General features: G+C 53.8%; 15 protein-coding genes. 5 read left to right on the forward strand and 10 right to left on the reverse strand.

The annotated features are described in order from the left end of the window. Window positions 1–14: 14 nt before the first annotated feature. The 4 genes from ACR3ZL_RS04255 to ACR3ZL_RS04270 form a co-directional block, all read right to left on the reverse strand. A complete protein-coding gene (locus ACR3ZL_RS04255) occupies window positions 15–839 on the reverse strand; it encodes a sulfite exporter TauE/SafE family protein (protein WP_473649136.1) in 825 nt (274 codons plus the stop codon). Then, window positions 827–1372 (reverse strand): rhodanese-like domain-containing protein, encoded by a 546-nt coding sequence (locus ACR3ZL_RS04260; RefSeq protein ID WP_473649135.1) that lies wholly within the window; start codon window positions 1370–1372, stop codon window positions 827–829. The genes ACR3ZL_RS04255 and ACR3ZL_RS04260 overlap by 13 nt, the downstream gene beginning before the upstream one ends. A 579-nt stretch (window positions 1373–1951) precedes the next feature. After that, window positions 1952–2392, reverse strand: a complete 441-nt coding sequence (locus ACR3ZL_RS04265) for a methyltransferase family protein (RefSeq protein WP_486173233.1) — start codon at window positions 2390–2392, stop codon at window positions 1952–1954. A 68-nt stretch (window positions 2393–2460) separates the two neighbouring features. Further along, window positions 2461–3750 (reverse strand): GntR family transcriptional regulator, encoded by a 1290-nt coding sequence (locus ACR3ZL_RS04270; protein WP_473649133.1) that lies wholly within the window; start codon window positions 3748–3750, stop codon window positions 2461–2463. Between the two features lie 328 nt (window positions 3751–4078). Here ACR3ZL_RS04270 and ACR3ZL_RS04275 point away from each other — a divergent pair, with 328 nt between their 5' ends. The 3 genes from ACR3ZL_RS04275 (at window position 4079) to ACR3ZL_RS04285 (ending at window position 7929) form a co-directional block, all read left to right on the forward strand. Then, window positions 4079–4987 carry a haloacid dehalogenase-like hydrolase gene (locus tag ACR3ZL_RS04275; RefSeq protein ID WP_473649132.1) on the forward strand — a complete coding sequence of 303 codons (909 nt, stop codon included), beginning with the start codon at window positions 4079–4081 and terminating at the stop codon, window positions 4985–4987. A 224-nt stretch (window positions 4988–5211) separates the two neighbouring features. Further along, entirely contained in the window at window positions 5212–6492 is a 1281-nt protein-coding gene (locus ACR3ZL_RS04280) for an MFS transporter (RefSeq protein WP_473649131.1), read from the forward strand. A gap of 93 nt (window positions 6493–6585) precedes the next feature. Beyond that, window positions 6586–7929 carry an MFS transporter gene (locus tag ACR3ZL_RS04285; RefSeq protein WP_486173565.1) on the forward strand — a complete coding sequence of 448 codons (1344 nt, stop codon included), beginning with the start codon at window positions 6586–6588 and terminating at the stop codon, window positions 7927–7929. Window positions 7930–8097: 168 nt separating this feature from the next. Here ACR3ZL_RS04285 and ACR3ZL_RS04290 read toward each other — a convergent pair whose 3' ends face one another. Continuing rightward, window positions 8098–8358: a hypothetical protein gene (locus tag ACR3ZL_RS04290; RefSeq protein WP_473649129.1), complete on the reverse strand. Its 261-nt coding sequence runs from the start codon at window positions 8356–8358 to the stop codon at window positions 8098–8100. Between the two features lie 374 nt (window positions 8359–8732). Here ACR3ZL_RS04290 and ACR3ZL_RS04295 point away from each other — a divergent pair, with 374 nt between their 5' ends. Next, window positions 8733–10061, forward strand: coding sequence for a hypothetical protein (locus ACR3ZL_RS04295; protein ID WP_473649128.1), 1329 nt, complete (start codon window positions 8733–8735; stop codon window positions 10059–10061). Between the two features lie 207 nt (window positions 10062–10268). Beyond that, window positions 10269–10553: a hypothetical protein gene (locus ACR3ZL_RS04300; protein WP_473653401.1), complete on the forward strand. Its 285-nt coding sequence runs from the start codon at window positions 10269–10271 to the stop codon at window positions 10551–10553. A 76-nt stretch (window positions 10554–10629) separates the two neighbouring features. Here ACR3ZL_RS04300 and ACR3ZL_RS04305 read toward each other — a convergent pair whose 3' ends face one another. From ACR3ZL_RS04305 to ACR3ZL_RS04325, 5 genes are all read right to left on the reverse strand, one after another. Next, window positions 10630–13125: a DUF1588 domain-containing protein gene (locus ACR3ZL_RS04305; RefSeq protein WP_486173234.1), complete on the reverse strand. Its 2496-nt coding sequence runs from the start codon at window positions 13123–13125 to the stop codon at window positions 10630–10632. A gap of 191 nt (window positions 13126–13316) precedes the next feature. Continuing rightward, window positions 13317–14636, reverse strand: coding sequence for a DUF1552 domain-containing protein (locus ACR3ZL_RS04310; RefSeq protein ID WP_473649126.1), 1320 nt, complete (start codon window positions 14634–14636; stop codon window positions 13317–13319). Between the two features lie 559 nt (window positions 14637–15195). Then, a complete protein-coding gene (locus tag ACR3ZL_RS04315) occupies window positions 15196–15948 on the reverse strand; it encodes an HPP family protein (protein ID WP_473649125.1) in 753 nt (250 codons plus the stop codon). A 201-nt stretch (window positions 15949–16149) separates the two neighbouring features. After that, entirely contained in the window at window positions 16150–17274 is a 1125-nt protein-coding gene (locus ACR3ZL_RS04320; protein ID WP_473649124.1) for a potassium channel family protein, read from the reverse strand. A 347-nt stretch (window positions 17275–17621) separates the two neighbouring features. Then, window positions 17622–17951 carry a hypothetical protein gene (locus tag ACR3ZL_RS04325; RefSeq protein ID WP_473649123.1) on the reverse strand — a complete coding sequence of 110 codons (330 nt, stop codon included), beginning with the start codon at window positions 17949–17951 and terminating at the stop codon, window positions 17622–17624. Window positions 17952–17956 lie beyond the last annotated feature (5 nt).

Here is a 17956-nt window from a genome sequence, read left to right on the forward strand (position 1 = left end):
ATTTCCCCTAGTCGTCATGAAAGCGTTGACCTGACGATCACAAATCCTGCAACCAAGACGACGGCGATCGCAAAAGTTTTTTGCAGCGTGGGACCGTTCAATCGCTTCGCAACGATGCCACCGAACCACATGCCTGCGAATCCACCGGCAAGAAATTGCAGTGTTGTTTGGATCGACAATTCGTTTCCGTTGGCAAGATGTGATGCCACGCCACTGATGCTGACCAGCACGATCACAAACAAGGAAGTCGCTACCGCTTGATGGATCGCCATCCCACTGAACAGTACCAAGGCCGGCACAATAACAAAGCCACCGCCCACACCAAACATTCCTGATAGCACACCGGTCATCAAGCCAACCAGAATCAGTAAGCGAGCGCACTTGGACGTCAGACGCAGTTGTCCATCTTGGTCCCGTTGGCAAGCTCGGCGGTCCAGTGCAGGCCTTGATTCGGTGTTGCAAACTCCGCTTGGAAGATTGGGGTTCTGCGTTTTGGCCCACATTCGTTGCGCCACAACTAGCATCAAGAAAGCAAACAATGCGAGTAGTAACTGTTCCGCAATCAATGTGGACAGATAGGATCCGATCGGAGCACCGAGCATTCCGGCGATAGCGAAAAACAGCCCTGTCTTCAATTCCACTTCCTTCCGGGCTAGCCGCGGGACTACGCCAAACAAAGCGGTGCCACCCACCGCAGCCAACGAAATTCCGACAGCTTCACGGGGAGCAATCGCCATCCCGTAAACCAACAGCGGCACAGCGAAGACTCCGCCACCGCCACCGGTCAAACCCAGTGCAAAACCGACAACGCTGCCAAAGAGAATCGCTAGACCGAACATGAGGTTCCGTCCTGGCACTGATTCCAAGGCATCTTGGACAGCATCATGCCCATCCCACAGGTGTCGGTAATGCCGGCAAACATCAATCCCGCACCGATGAATCCGGACAACGCGATGAAATACGGGTGTACGAAGTAGCCGAGGATCGCTCCCAGTAGTGTTAAAAAGCCAGCAGCGATTCGGACTTGCCGTTCCAGTGAGATCGCCTTCTTGCCGCGAATGACGGGCAATCCGGCTTGAACCCATGCGGTCGTTCCACCTTCGACGTTCACAACATGATCGATACCCGCGTCAACAAACTTCTGGACTGCCTTACTGGAGCGGTTCCCGCTCTTGCAAATCACGTAGAGCGGTTGACCGGCCCGTCCATTCCGGGTGCCTTCAATCGCATGGGGATCCAATGAGTCGAGAGGAAAGTTTTGTGCCCCATTAGCATGCACTTCTCGGTATTCGGTCGGCATCCGAACGTCGATAAGGTCCAGTTCGCTTGTCGCCTGTTGGTGTGCCAGTTGATCAACAGTAATTGTTCGCATCGTATTGCTCCGTCAGTTTGATTAGTGCTGAAAGCAGAAGTGCTTAAAACTCGTAATATCGCTAGTGGGCGATGTATTGTGGCAAAAAAAGGCTTGTCGCTTTTACTCTTAAATGCAGTTCATCAATGCGGTCGTGCACCTGTCGTCCCTTCCTTTTCGTCTTAATAAGTCGAAAACCAGCCGATCCGGCACTGTTCCGGGGGACACAGGTGCCTACCGGCTCGTTGATGGTGTAGCGACAACTCAATAGGAGCCGCACAATCGGAAGCCCCGTCGGATCAACAAGTATCCTTCCGCGTTCTGCTGCATCACTAAAAATGACAGCTGTTCCGGGCAGTCTTTCGAATGAGGATTTGGTTGACTGTGGGACTTTCGAATTTGTCAATTTGTGATCACTGTCTTCTCTTTGGATCGCTATTTAATATATCGGAATAGCGCGAGGTGTCAATGAGTTGTTCTGGACGGATTCTTAGATTCGCCGTCTGTCATAGCCGCTAGGGAAGCGGGGCCCGTGCTGGGAAAGCATAGCGATGCCCTCGGTGGCCGCAGCGGCAGCGTCTGCCCATGCATGCAGCAATATCAGCGACAAATGCACTTGATGCGTGGTAGCAGCTGCCCAACCCGCGATTGATACGCCGCGTAATCGGCAAAGCGTTCTATCATCGACTGCTCTTCGTAATTCGCTTTGAGCCGCAGCACCATCACCAGGACCAGCCAGCAAGCCAACCGCCACCACGCCATATCGCTGAAGAGCAATGCCGCGGTGAACCACAGCACGCCGGAGTACATAGGATGACGAACAAGGGAGTAAGGACCGCCGGTTAGCAGCTTGGTTCGCGAAGTCGCAGTGGGGTGGATGCGGACTCGGCGCAGGCCCATCGTGAACCACGCACTCATTGCCAGCGTGATCCCAGGAACTGCAATCGTTATCGCGGTCCAGGGAATTGGGTTCCAACGAGTTGATAGGACAAGTGTCGCCGCCAGAATGAATTGAGCGGCTACTAGGAGCCATAGAAACATGACGCGGCTTTGCGAAGTGGAGGAATGGTTGACACTTAGGTCGCGTTCTAAAGCTTCAAACCCGTTTGCTAAAGATAAGCACCACATGATTCGCGAACGACCAGTTGCGCAGGCAGAGAGTACTGACGCGGTGGCACTGCAATTTTTTCAATGCTGTCTAACATTGCTCGAAATGCGACGGCCGCAATGTCACGACATGGTTGACGGATGGTCGTAAGCGGAACGGTCTGCAGGCGTGCGTGCTTCACGTCATCGAATCCGACCAGGCGTACGTCCCTTGGCACTTCAATCCCGGCCTTGGCTAGCGTTTGCATCAACGTGGCGGCCACTAAGTCATTTGAGCAAATGATAGCGTCGATGTTGTCGGCAACCGTTGAGTTCTCGTTTGCCTTTTTCGGACCGGACAGTTTCTTGCGAGCACTGTTATTGGTTTTTGACTGACTAGCAAAGCAACGAATGAATTTGGAGACTTCGTTTATGTCATCTGGGGCGATATGAGCGACCTGTAGCGCACGATTGGAATCACCACGAGATAGCACTGCTTCTCGTGCCCCCGCAATTCGTTGTGAGACGGTGGGTGCCGAGTGAGGTGGAGCGACAAATAACAAGCTTGTGGCATTAAGCTTTAATAGATGTGATGCGGCCATAAATCCGGCGGCATAGTTGTCGATCCCAACCAAGTCGAACTCGCTTCGCATCGGGAAAGGATGCACATCGCGATCGATCAAGATTACAGCGATGCCCGCCTGTCGTAATCGATCAGTTATTTGAAGGTTCAGTCGATGGCTATCTATATGATTTTCGAAAGGTGCAAAGAAGACACCATGCACGTTTCGGTTAATAAAGGGTTCACACAATCGTCGCGAAATCTCAATAGTGTCTTTGGTGTTCACAGTTGAGTTGCCAACCACTGTGTTGGTCACACGGTCCGCGAATTCATGTGTCGATGGGTTATCACCGGCATGTTCCCGCTGGTTTCCCCATAGCATTGCATAGTCATAAAGGCGGGCAAGACGCGCTAAATCGCCGCAAATGACGTCTAGAACTTCCGTTGAGCCAAGTTCCGGAACTAACATTCCAATGACTTGTTGATCTTCGTGACTGCGTCCCGGTTTGTGACGCACAAAGGTTCCTGATCCTGCTCGTCGTTCGATCAGGCCTTGATCTTGCAGTTCACGAAGGGCGCGTGCCGCGGTCGGACGTGATACATCAAACCGATTTACAAGTTGTGTTTCACTGGGCAACTTCCCCGTCGGCTGATACACCCCGCTGGTAATCTCCGCGAGGAGTTCGTTGGCAATCTGACGGTACCTTGGATCGGCCATTTTTACGTTTGCAATCGAAACGACAGTGAACATGACAATCGACTGCGCTCGATTGTTTGCCCTGCTGAAAGACTAACAGCTTATGCCACCAATTGGCGCATGGGCGTCATCGATGACGTTCGAGACAGCGTACGGCTTGTCACTTACAGGCTGCTTGCATGTGCTTACAGCTATTGTGGTGAATTGCACCAACCTGTCTATAGCCAAATCGATTGTCGGTCTTAGGATTGACGACGTAAGGACGCAGCAGATTGAAAGGGTGGTCGAATTCACGAAGCCTATTTGATCGCGCCGAACACCTTGTCGGTGAAAGGTGTCGCGGTCCTTTCAAATCGAAAACAATCGACTATCGGAGGTGAACATGAAAACCAAGTTCCCCAAATCAGATCCAATCCTTTTTGACGACCAAGACGACGTACTGGCGAGCATGGCACCCACGCGAGTGAAACATATCTTGCTAGCTAGCGATTTTGACCAAACGCTTAGCTTTAATGATTCGGGCGAAGTGCTAAGCGAGATGCTTGGGTTGCCTGACTTTGAACGTAAGGTGAATGGGCTTGCCAATTCACACCTCGTTCAGCAAGGCGGCGAGCTGACGTATCTGTTGTTGCATGATCCCGATTACCGTCAGGTACGCCGAGAGCATCTTGTGGAAGCCGGGCGACGTATCCGACTGAAAAAGAACCTCGCACCACTGATGGGGCTATTGCAACGCGGTATCGACGGGCACCGCTTTACCTTTTACGTCGTGTCGGCCTCACCGGAAGACGTCGTACGTGCCGCACTGGACGGTATCGTTCCGCCAGAGCGAATCATCGGCACTCGCTTGAACTTTGATCCGGACTCGGGCGAGATCAGTTCGGTCAGTCAGTTGACGGCTGGGTATGGAAAGGTCACCGCTCTAGATAAATTGCACAAACAGCTTGGTGTCAGTTGGGATCGAATCGTCTATGTCGGCGACGGCAGTTCGGATGTGCACGTAATGCTGCACGTTAATCGTTGTGATGGTTACACGATCGCCGTGTCCGAAAATCAGCATCTCGCACCGATTGCGCGGCGTACCGTGTTGAGTGACAATGCCTTCAGTGTGTTGATTCCGATTCTAGAGGACGTAATCGGTTGGACCGACCGATCCCAAATTCGTGAGCTCTTTGAGTCGCACGACTTGGATGTGCGTGGCTGGGACAAGACTCAGGTCGATCGGTTAACGATCTTGCCTTCCTTGCCAGAAAACAGCGGTCTATCGCTGGAAGTTGCGTCATTGACGTAAACCGCCCCGTGCTTGCATGAGGCGGCTTTTTCCTGATGCAGGTTCTTTCGCGTTGCGAGTCTATTGGGCTCGTGACGCCTTTGTTGCGGAATTATTTCTGAAATCAGTCCCGATACCAGACTCTGGGCTGTGTCTCTGATCGCTCTTGAGCTTCGCTAATTTGGATGTCCTCCAGTCGAGAGGCAAGACGCGAAGAGAGACGTTCTAAGCTATGAAGATATTTTATGGAAAATACACTGATCTTTCGATCCAAATTGTTGCATGAATCGGTCTCGCCCTTGCAGGTTGCTTTGTGGGCTGTTCGTGGCTTGTTCTGTCTGAACGGATTTCTGTATGCAACTTGGGCAACTCGAATTCCGGCCATCCAGGCTCACTTTCAGTTGTCGCATGCCACCCTTGGGGCGGCATTAATGTTGATGGCGTTGGGTGCCTTGATCGCGATGCCGACCGCTGGCTGGCTTTGTGCACGCTACGGCAGTCGCCGTGTCGCGGCGATCAGTTTATTCGTCTACCTGTTGGGGCTACCGCTGATTTCGTTGATGCCCAGTGTGGCGTCACTCCTGGTCGCTCTGTTCGTCTTTGGTGCCGGCCATGGAACGTTGGACGTTTCCATGAATGTTCAGGCGGTTGAGGTTGAAAAACGATGGCGAAAGCCCGTGAATTCATCGATCCATGCGTTATGGAGTGTCGGTGGTTTAGCAGGGGCAGTTGTTGGCAGTTTAATCAGTCTCGGCGGGTTGGACGTTCATTGGCATTTCACGTTTGTGGCGGCGGTCTTGTCGTTGGCGACACTTCCCATCATCTCTCGGTTGTTATCGGAAGAGGGATGGGATGATGCGGAGCCTGCGCCAGCGGGAACAGTTGAACTTGCTGGAGATGAAGTGAATGATGGCAGCCGGAGTGCGTTTCAGAGGGCATCGCGATACCAACGTTTGTCGGTTGTCTTACTGGGTGTGATTGCGTTTTGCATTATGGCAGGTGAAGGCGCAATGGCGGACTGGAGCGCGGTCTTACTGAATAAGGTTCTTGGCGTTAACGAAGGTGTTGCGGCGCTTGGCTATGCCACGTTCGCAATCATGATGGCTGGCGGTCGGTTTGCTGGCGATGGGTTATCGTCCCGCCTTGGCCCAACCAAGCAGGTTCGGCTTAGTGGAATCATTGCAACGATCGGCGTCGTGATGGTTGTTACGTCCACCCATGTCGGAACGGCGTTGGCCGGTTTCGCATTGATCGGGGGCGGGTTTGCAACCATCGTGCCCGCTGTATTCAGTGCATGTGGTCGATTGGAAGGAATTCCTGCGGGAGTTGCCTTGGCATCGGTATCCACGATCGGTTACTTCGGCTTCCTGCTCGGTCCGCCGATGATTGGTTTTATTGCGGAATGGCTGAGCCTGCGTGTTGCTTTGGGATGTTTGACCTTTACCACTTTCGCTGTCGTATTGCTCGCATCGGTACTGAAGGTCGGAACCTCGTCTGAGGAACTGGTCAGTTGCCCTCAGGGATAGTGGATGATTGCAACGTGCTGTCAATCCCCGCTGACCTAGCGGACGAAGTGAACTCCAATGATCACTTCGTCCTCTACTACTATCCCATCGTGCATGAAACCTGACAGCGAGACTCAAGAGGTCCACCACCGCCCGCGGTTCGCCAACTTTCCTTTCGACCCCACTCGACTGCCTGTTTTTTACGGAACCGTGGTGTTGGTGTGTGGCACGCTGGGTGTGCTGGCAAGTGCGCCAGGGCAAACGGTCGGTGTGTCCGTGTTTACCGACTTCTTGATCGAAGCTCATGATTTGTCACGAAGCTGGATTAGCTTTGCTTACCTTGCTGGCACCATCACCAGTGCGTTCCTGATCACCCGGGCGGGTTACTTGTACGACCGCATTGGTGGGCGTTGGGTGTCCGCAGGGTCCGCCGTCATGTTGGCAATCGTGTTAACGGGTATGAGTTATTCAGACACGATCGCAGGGGCCTTGGCGTCATTGTTGCCGAACCACTACCGCATGCATGCCTCGTTCATTGTCTTGTCGCTGGGGTTTTTCGCGATGCGATTCTTTGGGCAAGGTATGTTGACATTGTCTTCGCGCAACATGGTGCTGGAGTGGTTTGAACAGCGACGCGGAATGGCGTTGGCATTCATTGGAATCTCCATTGCGTTTGGTTTTTCAGTGACGCCGCCCTTCTTCGAATGGTTGATTCAAAAAGGCGGTTGGTCATGGGCATGGCGAACGATCGCGATGATGGTCGCGGTGTTTGCATTAATCGCCATCTGTTTTGGGCGAGCAAGGCCAGAAGACCATGGTTTGTTACCCGATGGCCCATTCGCCAAACCGGATCGGAAGACGCACGCTGAAACGCTTAGCGGCCGACAGTTCACGCTTTCCGAGGCACGTCGAACGTACAGCTTCTGGGTTTTTACGTTCAGTGCCGTGTTAACCGGTCTCGTGTTGACTGCGTTCTCTTTCCACGTCGTCTCGCTTTTTGCCGATGCCGGAATGAGTCGCAGTCAAGCCGTTGCCGTTTTTGTGCCAGCGGCATGCGTCAGTGTCGTGATCGAGTTTATCGGCAGTTGGCTCAGTGACTTCGTCAAGTTGAAGTATTTGGCAATGGTACAAGTCACCGGTGTCTTGATGCTATCGCTGAGCCTATCGTTCTTGGACGCGAAGTTAGCGGTTCCGTTTGTGGTGCTGGGGATGGGGCTGATGCAGGGAATGTACGGCATCATTTCAGCGGCGACTTGGCCGCGTTTCTTTGGCCGCACTCATCTTGGTGCGATCTCCGGATTCTCGACATCGATCATGGTCGCTGGCACCGCCATCGGCCCATATCTGTTCAGTGTGGCACACGACCAATTCGGAACCTATCGGCCTGCGACGTGGTTGTGTGCGAGTCTCGCAGTCATCTTGTTGGCGGCAGCGCCCAGAGCCAATCGTCCAGGATAGATGGGCAAGCGATTCAGTCGTTCTTAAAGCCTATCAGAGACATCGCTTTTCACTTGCCCGTTGTTCCGTCGGCGGACGACGCATTTGGAAGTGCGTGTCTTGCCTTCCGGCTGGTTTGGTATTTAGCTTCGCTATCGCGGTCCAAGCGTGCCTTGCACCTAAGTGACTCTATTTGCTTGGTGGTTGGGCCGCCGCGATAAGAGCTTCGATTTCGAGGACTTGATCGTAGGGAGCACGTTGGCGCCGGTACTTGTTGGAGATCAGTTCGTGCAGCGTTTCGAGGTCCTCTAGGGAGATGACGGGGTGCAAGGTCCATTCCGTTTCCTGCTTGAGACGGGAACGAAGTTTCCACTTGCCCGCATGCCGGGTCGCTGTCACCAATCGAGTATCGCCTTCTTCTGTGTTCTCACGCCATTCGTGTTTTTTCATGATTTGGATAGCCTGGATTGCTGCGACTCGAGGGTCTGTTGCGGTGATGGTGCGAGCACTTAGGGACGGGAAACAGAGTGCGTTGGCGGAACCAAGGATCAATCTACCACTCTTTCCCTCGCAACCCACAAACGTATCAATCCGTTGTTTTAAACGCTAGTCGCTTGCGATAGGGAGCATTCGTCGGTTCCAACGGGGGTGGTGGATGTCCACATCATCAATCTTTGAAGGGTTACAATGAATCCCCGACAAAATTTTCGCTGCGATTTCCCGCCAGCGACCGCATAGATCGCTGCCCCTCCCTCCCCCACCCTCGCTTTTGCCCCTTGGGCATTTGATCGAGTCCCTCCTTTCTGTATGCAAAGTGATTGAAGATGCAAATTTCACGTAGAAAGTTTCAGCAAATTGCTACCGGTGCGATGTGCGGTGCTTGGTCTTCAGGGGCAGTTCAAGGCCTACGGCAAAGCAACGTGTGGGCGGATAAGACGCAACAGGTTGATGCCGGACCGCTGGAGACTTTCGTTCCTACTCGTGCGATCACCCGTGGTCCACTGAATCACTGGTTCGGCTATTACGACAAACAGGAGTTTGATCTTACGGGGCGATACGTGTTGGCGAACGAGATTGATTTTGAAGGGCGTTCGCCCACAGGCGATGATTCGATTGGGGTCGGGTACGTGGACACCCACAACGATGATATCTGGACATCACTCGGTCGCAGTCAAGCTTGGGGGTGGCAACAGGGATGCATGTTGCAGTGGGTGGGGCAAAGTGGCGACCGCATCTTGTGGAACGATCGAGAGGGTGATCGGTTCGTATGCCGCCTGTACAGCAAAACCACTGGTGTGATGACCACTTTGCCGCGTCCGATTTACACGATATCGGCGGATGGCAAGTTCGGTCTGTCCGTTGATTTTCGAAGGATTGACAACTTACGTCCTGGGTACGGTTACGATGGATTGTCGGATCCGTATGTGGCAGAGCGAGCGCCAAAGGATTCTGGTGTGTGGCGAGTTGATCTGGAGACTGGCCAATCGAAGCTGATCCTATCGCTGGCCGACGTTGCCGCAATCCCTTGGTCCGATGGGGACCACCACGCGGACAGTTGGCACTACTTCAATCATTTGCTAATCAATCCGTCTGGAACGCGGTTTACTGTCTTGCACCGTTATAGACCGGAGTTTGATCCAAAGACGTTGCAGTACCGAGGTGGTTTCGTCACGCGAATGTTCACCGCTGACGTTGATGGTGGCAATCGGTATGTGTTGGATCCCAGCGGGTACACATCGCACTTTATCTGGAAGGATGATCGACGGGTGACGATGTGGACTCAGCCGGAAGGACGCCCAAAAGGTTTCTATACCTTTACGGACCAATCCGAACGGGTTGTTTCCGTTGGTGCGGACAAGATGCCAGGAAATGGACACAACACGTATTTACCGGCACCGTATGACGATTGGATTTTGAACGACACCTATCCTGATCGAAAGACTTCGCGTCAAACGGTCTATCTGTACCATGTGCCGAGCGGTCGAAGAGTAGACCTGGGGCATTTTCCCGCACCGATGGCTTATCGCGGTGAATGGCGATGCGATACTCACCCGCGAAGTAGCAGCGATGGAACGAAAGTCGCTATCGACAGTTCGCACGATAACGGCCGCCAAGTCTATCTATTGGATATCAAGGACGTGTTGCAAGCGTAGGTATCAGTGGGCTATGCCTTTTGCGAGCAACGTTCGGGGCAATCCATGCAACGATTCGAATCTAGCGAGCTAGACGTTCGAAGGTGTTGCTCGATCTGGCTTCGTTGGTAACCTGCATGGGTTGCATTTTGGGGGCGCAGATTCAGGCAAGTCAGGCGTTAGGAGGGGAAGTTGATAAACCGAGAACTAGACGAGAAGGCGGTGATCATGATTGCCATCGAGCACTTCGGTGATATTCAACCGGGTACGAAGTGTTCGGCCGTGTTTTTCGACCCGCCGCGAATCCGGCGTGAGAAAGAGTTTTACGAAAAGTTGTACAGCGAGAACGGCGTGCATGATCCGGTGATCTTGCGTGCGATGGTGTCGGCGAATGTGCCAGACGATCCCTATTGGCTGGTCTCGTTCAAGCCCGCTGATCGAGTTTTTGGGCAAGAACCACGCTTGCACAAAGTGGACGACCGCACCGGAAAGGTGTTGCCGGACCCGGTCTAGTTGTGCACGTGGTGTTGTTAGCGGTTGGTTGTCGGTCTGGAATCGGACAGCTCTTGCCCAGCCAAGAAGAGCGGATTTAGATTTCGCTTCGGGTGCGGTAGAGGAACGCGTCTGAGGTGAGTAAAGAGACGAGCAACGCTTTCATGCTGCCGTTGTTTTCTCGATACGCCCGGTGTGCGGCCTGCAAGACGGGAGCATCGTTGAGGGTTTCGTTGCGGCCCATCCAGAAGCGAAAAGCGTGGCGGACGAAGACTTGTTCGGCCCGTTCACTTTCAGCGAGTCGTTGAATCAACTCAATAGCGTTTTCAACCTTCCCGTCGAGAGCGGGATCGCCAGAATCAATGATCTCGCCTGAAGTGTCGACAGGTTTTTCCTGTTCGGTTTCTCGGTACAGACCAGCATGGTTGTACATTTCGAACGGAAGGCCCAGCGGGTCCATCTTTTGATGACAAGTCCAACAATAGTCTTCTCGGGTCACTCGCATGCGTTCACGTAGCGTGTTGCGAGGTTCGTCGGGAAGCATGGCGTCTACGGTGATCGGCACGTCAGGGATCCCACCACCGATCAGGCGTTCTTGGATCCAGCGGCCGCGGCGAATCGCGTGGTTATCCATCGCGTCGGAATGGGAAACGAGCCAACTGGGATGAGTTAATATCCCAAGTCGTTCACCTTCCGGGGCAGTCGCCAGGATGCGTTCGGGTTTCATTGAGCCTCGGCCGAAGCTTCGGCGACTCACTCGAGCGTAGATGTCAGGCCCGGATAAGTTTGCTTCGCTGACAGCATGATTGACAGTAGATCGCTTTTTGTTCTGTTTGGTTTCCGGAGGCTCTTTTCCTGGGTTGGCTTCCTTCCAGGCGGCGAGCTTTGCAGCCGCTTTCTTGGCCGCTTCTGCCTTTGCCTTTTTCTCAGCGACAACCGCAGCGTTTGTTTCTGCGCGAGAGCGTCGCTTGCCGAAGTACACGTTGTCTGCTGCGGTGGCGACGACCTTGTCAGTGGTCAGCAGCTCTTTGAGTACGTCTTTGTCGTTCTGCAAAATCAGTTCGATCAAGCGATCGGTACTGGCTGTCGCATTGAACATGATGTTGTAGTGAGCTTGTCCCCTTCCGTTGACACCTGTTTCGTTCAACGCCTTGGTGTCTTTGCAGATGTAGCCGCCTAGGTCGTAGTCAAAGTAATCTCGGAAAAACCGCAGGATACGTGGTTTCCGGATGGCATCGTCAGCTAGCATCCTTTCGACTTCCCGTTTGACGTCAGCGCGGGTGCGCATTCGGCCTTCGGTAATAGCGTCTTGAAGTTGTTCATCCGGTCGGATGTACCGCAGGGCATGGTTGACGGCCAGGCCCAGTTCCCAATCCTGGAGCATGACGCGGCCGTGTTGGTCCGCTGCGCCTTCCTTGACTAGTTCGGGTCGAAAGAGTGCATCACGGTCAAGAAAGATTGCTGACAAGCCGAGGACGGCACCGTCTTTTTTGCCGAGCTTTTCAATCGATTGCTGGACAATAGTTAGGTAAGCGTTCGATTCAGCCTCGTTGGGCGGCCGAAACGTCAATGCTTCAAAGAGGTAGTCCACCGCATCCTGCAAACGTTGATCGGTGACGCCGTCTTCGTGCATCAAGTCGTAAACCGGCGTTAATGGCCGGACGACTTTAGTGCTGTAGACTAGGCTGGTGGGTAAGCCACGAAGGTCGCCCTTCATTTTATCGGCGATCGATGCAGGGTCGTCCGTGATTTGGTAGGCGTTTGCGATGCTGAGCGGTCCTTCGGCCATATAGCGAATGATGTCGCTAGCAATGCCCATGATTTGTGTCGCTTCGGCGCTGTTGACGGTGTAGAAATCGGGGAAGTTTTCGAGTCCATGATTTCGGGCTGATGAAAGCACCGCTGGGATGCTTTTGACGGAGGTCGCATAGGCGACGGTCCCGCCTTGCCACTTAATGATCCGGTCGGTGCCAAAGTAGAGTTTCAGTTCCCCGCCATGGTTGGTCGGGACGACATCGCCGTGGGTACGCAGTCCCGGTTTTTCAGGATCAAAATCCGGTTCGGTGTTGATCAGTTCATTCAAGCGGGTGATGTGTTCTTGCGGGCTCACCCGCCACAAACGCGCTGGCGAAGAGGTCGGTTTGAGCTTGATGCCATCGGGTAACGAACCGAAGAGCAATTCGTGGTTAACGAAGTTGCCCTTGTTGGGGTCGAGGTGATCGTGGAAGCCACCTTTGTCTTTCATGACACGAGTTAGTTCACCAACAACCCAGTCCGAAAACTTCAGCCGGTCGATCACCTCCGGAAGATCCGCATCTTCAGGAGGCATTTCTTTTAGAGCGACCTGTGCCCAAATGCTTGTCCAGGCACTGGCATTAATCGCATCAACGGGCCCCAATTCTTCGAGTGTCAGATTACCTTCGGGGTCTGTCTGGCCATGGCAGTCGATGCAGTAATCGGAGAGGAAGGATTCTGCGAAAGTCGCATAGTCTTGATTGATTGGCTCGCCGGGTGTGTAGGTTTCGGCGATTGCCAACGATGGGAGTAGGAATAGAAGTGAAATCGCGATTGCGATACCGGTTTGCGCGGCCATTTGCAAAAGTGTCGCTGAGGAAGCTAAGCGGTGAGCGTTCGTCGGTGGGGTAAGACCGGAGGGCTTGCGCCGTTCCGCTGCATGCCTAACCCCGAACGACTTGCGCATTGATATTTCGCTCGAAGGATCAGAAGGTTTGTGTTCTGCCGAAAATGGTGCATTGGGAAGTTTCATACCACGTAGTTCCCAATTCATGCCAACACTTCCTTCAGAGGACCGGTGCTGTCATCGAACTTCTTGGCCATCTTGTCGTCCATGTTGAATCGGTCGACGTTTTGGCCGGCAGCCCTTAGTAGCGATGTGTAGAGGGCGTTGATCGGTCGCTTGCCGTCGATTTGTGTGAAGCAACCCGACTTGAACGCGCCGTCGAGGTTGCCTAGGAGCATGACGGGCCAGTTGGCACCATTGGTGTGCTGCTTATCTGCGTTATTGCTGGTGTAAACGATCAGCGTGTTGTCCATCATGGTGCCACTGCCTTCGGGCACGCTTTCCAGCTTTTCCATGATCCGCACTAGCATGCGACTGTTGTACTGGCGAATCTTGATCCAGATCGGATTGTCGGGCTGGTCCATGTGGCCCAGATTATGACCCTGTTGCTCAATGCCGAGTCCTTTCCAAGCACCGAAGATCTCACCACGCCCCGAGCCAATGGTGAGAGTATTGGTAACACCGGAGGTAAGGGAGGCAATGCCCAGGTCGAGCAAGCAATCGTGCCAGTCGGTTTCGAATTCCGGTGTGGTGTACCGCTCGTCTACCACGGGAGCGAATTGACGAAGGTGGTCGGCAACCGTATCGAGACGCGTTCGCAACCCGTTGACATCTTTAAAGCCTTGGACGTATTGGCCATAACGCTGTTCGTCCGATGCGGGAAGTGATTGTCCCTTCGCTGCGGCTAGCATTTCGATCTGGCTCATCACACTGGATCGCGCTTCGTGTTGCAGCCGAATGTCGCCGGAAGAGATGCCGCCGAACAACATCTGATAGAGATGGTTCGGATTGGAATGCATAAAGATCGGTTGGCCAGCACCACTTGCAGACAGCGTTGCAATGGTCGGCTTGCTTCGCATGTTCTCGATCGAGTCCATTCCGATGCACAGATGCGGAAGCAAAGTTTGTGGCAACGCCTTGCTCAGTTCGTAGTCAATCGTGGACGCGCTAGGCGGTACACCGTCACTGCCGCGATAGCCACCCAGTGCACCGAAGAACGCACTGTGCGACGGGCTGGTGTGGGTGCCGTGTAGCCCGTTGATGATGTGCAGGCGTTCCTTGTAAGGTTCCAGCGCACTGATGGGTTCAGGAAGTTTCTTCTTAGCCAGTGACCCGCTGCTAGTCATTCCATGGGGGATGCAGGTTTTTGGGTCGAACCCCTGGTTTTGCATGAAGAACACAATCCGCTTGGGCGTCGTGTTTCCGAGAGGTGATGCGAGTACGCGTTCGGAAACAAGTGGAGCACCAAACGCGGCACCAGTGCTGGCTGCGATTCCTTGCAGCAGTCTTCGACGGCTAAGCATGATCGATCTTTCAACGAACGGTAGGCAGTCTTGTCTCAGTTCGTCAGCGAAGACCAATCGGTCCCACAGACGTTACTTTGGTTGCCGTTCGCAGAGCCACAAGTGGCAATTGTATTGGCAAGTAAGCATGATCTGGAACAAAGACGGAAGGTGGAGTTGAGGCGGGAAGTTTTCGACGGCTTTCGAAAGCGTCTATCTCATTCTAGCTGTCTGGAACGACGCTGCAACAGAGAGATTCACGATGAATCACATCGCTTGAACACCGCGCGTTGTCACGGTGCAGGGTCGGTTATCCCGGGATTGTTCCAAATTGATGTGATGAAAATGGAGGCGGGTCTTGCTCGGGGGGCGTTGAGTTGGCTCGGCGAATAACGGCATTTAACGTTGTCGCGATTCCAGTATTTCATCATGGCTGCGCGAAGTTGCGGAGAGAGGAATAGCAGCGAACACCAATCCGAAGAAGCAAGTTCCTCGCCAATTGTTCTCCAAGTAGAGGGCTTCGCCGGCTAGGTCTTTTCATCGTTCCGCGACGTTATCGAGCTCGTTTCCAGTCGGGCGACTACTCAATTGGCGTGTTGCGACAAGTTTCGTCGTCGGCTGGTTGTAGCCAGCGGTCGTCGGAACTGCGTGGCCGAATCGCCGTTTCGTAGTCCGGCAGTTCCTGATCAATCAAGGAATCATTGCCGACACGAGAGGCTAGCGTTCGCGTGAGATAGAGCAGGTCGTCCTCGCTAACATCAACGAAAGAATCCAGTGAGCGGATCGCCGTGAGGACGTCTTGGTGAAGCTCCTTTGGTACGGCATCTGTGCAAGATTCGGGCTGTTGAGATCGGCGAGCGAAAGTAGCCGGATAGCGGCGCCAGCGAAACGGGAAATTAATCGCGATGGCAAGCACGATCATAGCGGACGTGTTCAGTAGGACGGGAAATAGCACAAAACTGAATCCCAGTTCTTGAACAGCTTGGCCGCCCATCACGGCAGTGAATGCTGTCGCACCGCCCGGTGGGTGGATGCATTTAAATTGGATCATTGCCCCAATCGCCAGCCCGACGGCGAGTGAAGTGGCGATGGTTGGATCGGCTATGTATTGAGCACAACAAACGCCGATGAACGCGGACACTGTATGGCCTGCCATTACCGGCCAGGGCTGAGAGAGCGGACCGTGGGGGACCGCATAAAGCAGAACCGCCGTCGCACCCATGGACGCGATCACTCCGGCTGCCGCAACCGATGGCAAGCACTGCCGGGTAACAAGAAATACACAGAGAATGGCACAAGCTGATCCAACCGCCGAGACTATTTTCTCGGTCAAGCTGACTTCAACAAGTTCAATACCAAGCCACTTGAGAGCCTGCACAGGAGACCTATCGTTTTCATTGAAATCGATTGGCATCACGCTAGGCCGCGTCCGCTCACGGCCTGATTATGCGCCAATCGCCCAATAAGGTAGGTCAAAGTACTATTGAGTCAATAGAAACCATTATTGGCCGTTTGGCGTGACGCATGCCGCTGATCAGACGGAAGCACCGCGATAGGTCATTTTGGGTTGCTTCCGTAAAAAGCGTCTCGCAATATCGGGAAGATCATCTTGCTGACCTAGCACGATCACGACGTCGCCAGGGACTAGGACCAAGGTGGGCGATGGATTCAGTTCGATGGAACCGTCAAAGTGGCGAATTCCAACGACTAGGAATGCATGGTTACCGCGAATCTCAATCTCGCTCATCGCCTGGTTTGCAAGGTCCGAATCCGCGTGAACTTCAAATTCGTTGAACTGTAAGCCAATGTGACCGAGGTCGTCTAACAACGTGCTCTGTTCTTGTATTTGCTGCAGAATGCTCTCAGCGGTTGGCCGCGTGATCAGTTGGGCAATCTTGTGGGCTCCGATAGCGGTGGGCAGGACAACGCTATTAGCCCCGCATCCGAGCAGCTTCTTTTCTGTGCGTGGATTCTCGCCGCGAGCGATGATAGTGATGTCTGGGTTCATGTCCCGAGCGGTGATTGTGACGAACACATTAGTGGTGTCGAGTGACATGACCGCAGCGACGGTCGAGGCGCGGTGGATGCCGGCTTGCTCAAGGATTTCTTCCTCGGTGGCATCGCCGTGCAGGACAAGGTAGCCACGTTCTTCGGCATCTTGCAGGCGTTCTAGATCGGCGTCGATGGCGACGAACGGTTGGTTGGCCGCATGAAGCTCGCGAGCCAGGATCGTGCCCAGACGTCCTAGCCCACAAATGATTGTATGTTTGCTTAATCTTTCGATGCCTTTAGTCATGCGTCGGGCTCCCATTGCGCGATTCAGTTCGCCATCGACCACCATCTGCATGAAGCCGCCAACGGTGTAAATCACCGCACCGTACCCTGCGACGATGACCATGATCGTCAAAGCACGCAGGCCGGCGGACTCGATCGGCTTCACCTCGCCGTAGCCAACTCCGAAGATCGTGATCACGACCATGTATAGGGCGTCGTCGAGTCTCCAGCCGGCAGCCATGTAGCCCGTTACGGCAAACACGCAGATGAGCAGGAACAGCACACCGCCGGTAACGATGCGGCGGAGCGGCGATGAAATATCGAACGGCACCACTTTGAGGTTCTCGCCGATCTCCGCTTTGTTGGTAGTTGAGTTCGATGCCACGGTGGGTCACGTTGCCGACTTCACTTGGGTTGTAACTTGCAATCGCGACGCTCTTGTTCAGAACAAGCGGATGCTGGCAGATTCGTCGTTAGCCTGGTGCGATTAGGACGGATTGGCATCGTTGCTTTGGGAAGGCCGGAGAACGGCATGGGCGGTTTCGAAAAAAGGAATCGCCGTATGGGGTGATGGCGTCAGTGAACTAGCACAATTCGTGCCACCATTAAATCAGCTCCTTTGGCGGGCAGATTCACGATCGTTCCGCAAGAAGTGCCCTGTGAACGTGCAGTAGTGCCCAAGCGAGGGGCACAAAGGGGGCGAAGCAGGCGAGATGTGCGATTGAGTCTGATTTATTGAGTCCGCCTTCTTAGTGAGCGAAACAACTTGTTAATGGTCGTTCGATCGCTGTACAGGGGCAACGGCGGTGCGTTACCAGCCCCACCGTGGTTTCGCAGTTCGCCACTGGCACGCTCGGTACAAGTGTTGCGATCCGCAATAACTATGCGATCTGAATGAATCACGGTCGTGGCGTGATTGAGCACGTCGAAGCAAAGGTGCAGCACACCAGGAAATGAGCTTTTCATCTCCTGCAGGATCGGTGTGGTTGGATGACCAAGGATGGTCCCTTTAAGAATGCCGTTCATTTCAATGTTGATATGAACGCGGCTTGAGTTAACCATTTTCC

This window comes from Rhodopirellula sp. J20-39 (genome assembly GCF_057365095.1).

What these genes read in the sequence shown, in the direction of transcription:
- ACR3ZL_RS04260 (WP_473649135.1), bottom strand. Translation starts at nt 1,372, where the DNA reads ATGCGAACAATTACTGTTGATCAACTGGCACACCAACAGGCGACAAGC.
- ACR3ZL_RS04285 (WP_486173565.1), top strand. Translation starts at nt 6,586, where the DNA reads ATGAAACCTGACAGCGAGACTCAAGAGGTCCACCACCGCCCGCGGTTC.
- ACR3ZL_RS04265 (WP_486173233.1), bottom strand. Translation starts at nt 2,392, where the DNA reads ATGTTTCTATGGCTCCTAGTAGCCGCTCAATTCATTCTGGCGGCGACA.
- ACR3ZL_RS04300 (WP_473653401.1), top strand. Translation starts at nt 10,269, where the DNA reads ATGATTGCCATCGAGCACTTCGGTGATATTCAACCGGGTACGAAGTGT.
- ACR3ZL_RS04310 (WP_473649126.1), bottom strand. Translation starts at nt 14,636, where the DNA reads ATGCTTAGCCGTCGAAGACTGCTGCAAGGAATCGCAGCCAGCACTGGT.
- ACR3ZL_RS04295 (WP_473649128.1), top strand. Translation starts at nt 8,733, where the DNA reads ATGCAAATTTCACGTAGAAAGTTTCAGCAAATTGCTACCGGTGCGATG.
- ACR3ZL_RS04255 (WP_473649136.1), bottom strand. Translation starts at nt 839, where the DNA reads ATGTTCGGTCTAGCGATTCTCTTTGGCAGCGTTGTCGGTTTTGCACTG.
- ACR3ZL_RS04305 (WP_486173234.1), bottom strand. Translation starts at nt 13,125, where the DNA reads ATGGCCGCGCAAACCGGTATCGCAATCGCGATTTCACTTCTATTCCTA.
- ACR3ZL_RS04325 (WP_473649123.1), bottom strand. Translation starts at nt 17,951, where the DNA reads ATGGTTAACTCAAGCCGCGTTCATATCAACATTGAAATGAACGGCATT.
- ACR3ZL_RS04290 (WP_473649129.1), bottom strand. Translation starts at nt 8,358, where the DNA reads ATGAAAAAACACGAATGGCGTGAGAACACAGAAGAAGGCGATACTCGA.
- ACR3ZL_RS04275 (WP_473649132.1), top strand. Translation starts at nt 4,079, where the DNA reads ATGAAAACCAAGTTCCCCAAATCAGATCCAATCCTTTTTGACGACCAA.
- ACR3ZL_RS04280 (WP_473649131.1), top strand. Translation starts at nt 5,212, where the DNA reads ATGGAAAATACACTGATCTTTCGATCCAAATTGTTGCATGAATCGGTC.
- ACR3ZL_RS04270 (WP_473649133.1), bottom strand. Translation starts at nt 3,750, where the DNA reads ATGTTCACTGTCGTTTCGATTGCAAACGTAAAAATGGCCGATCCAAGG.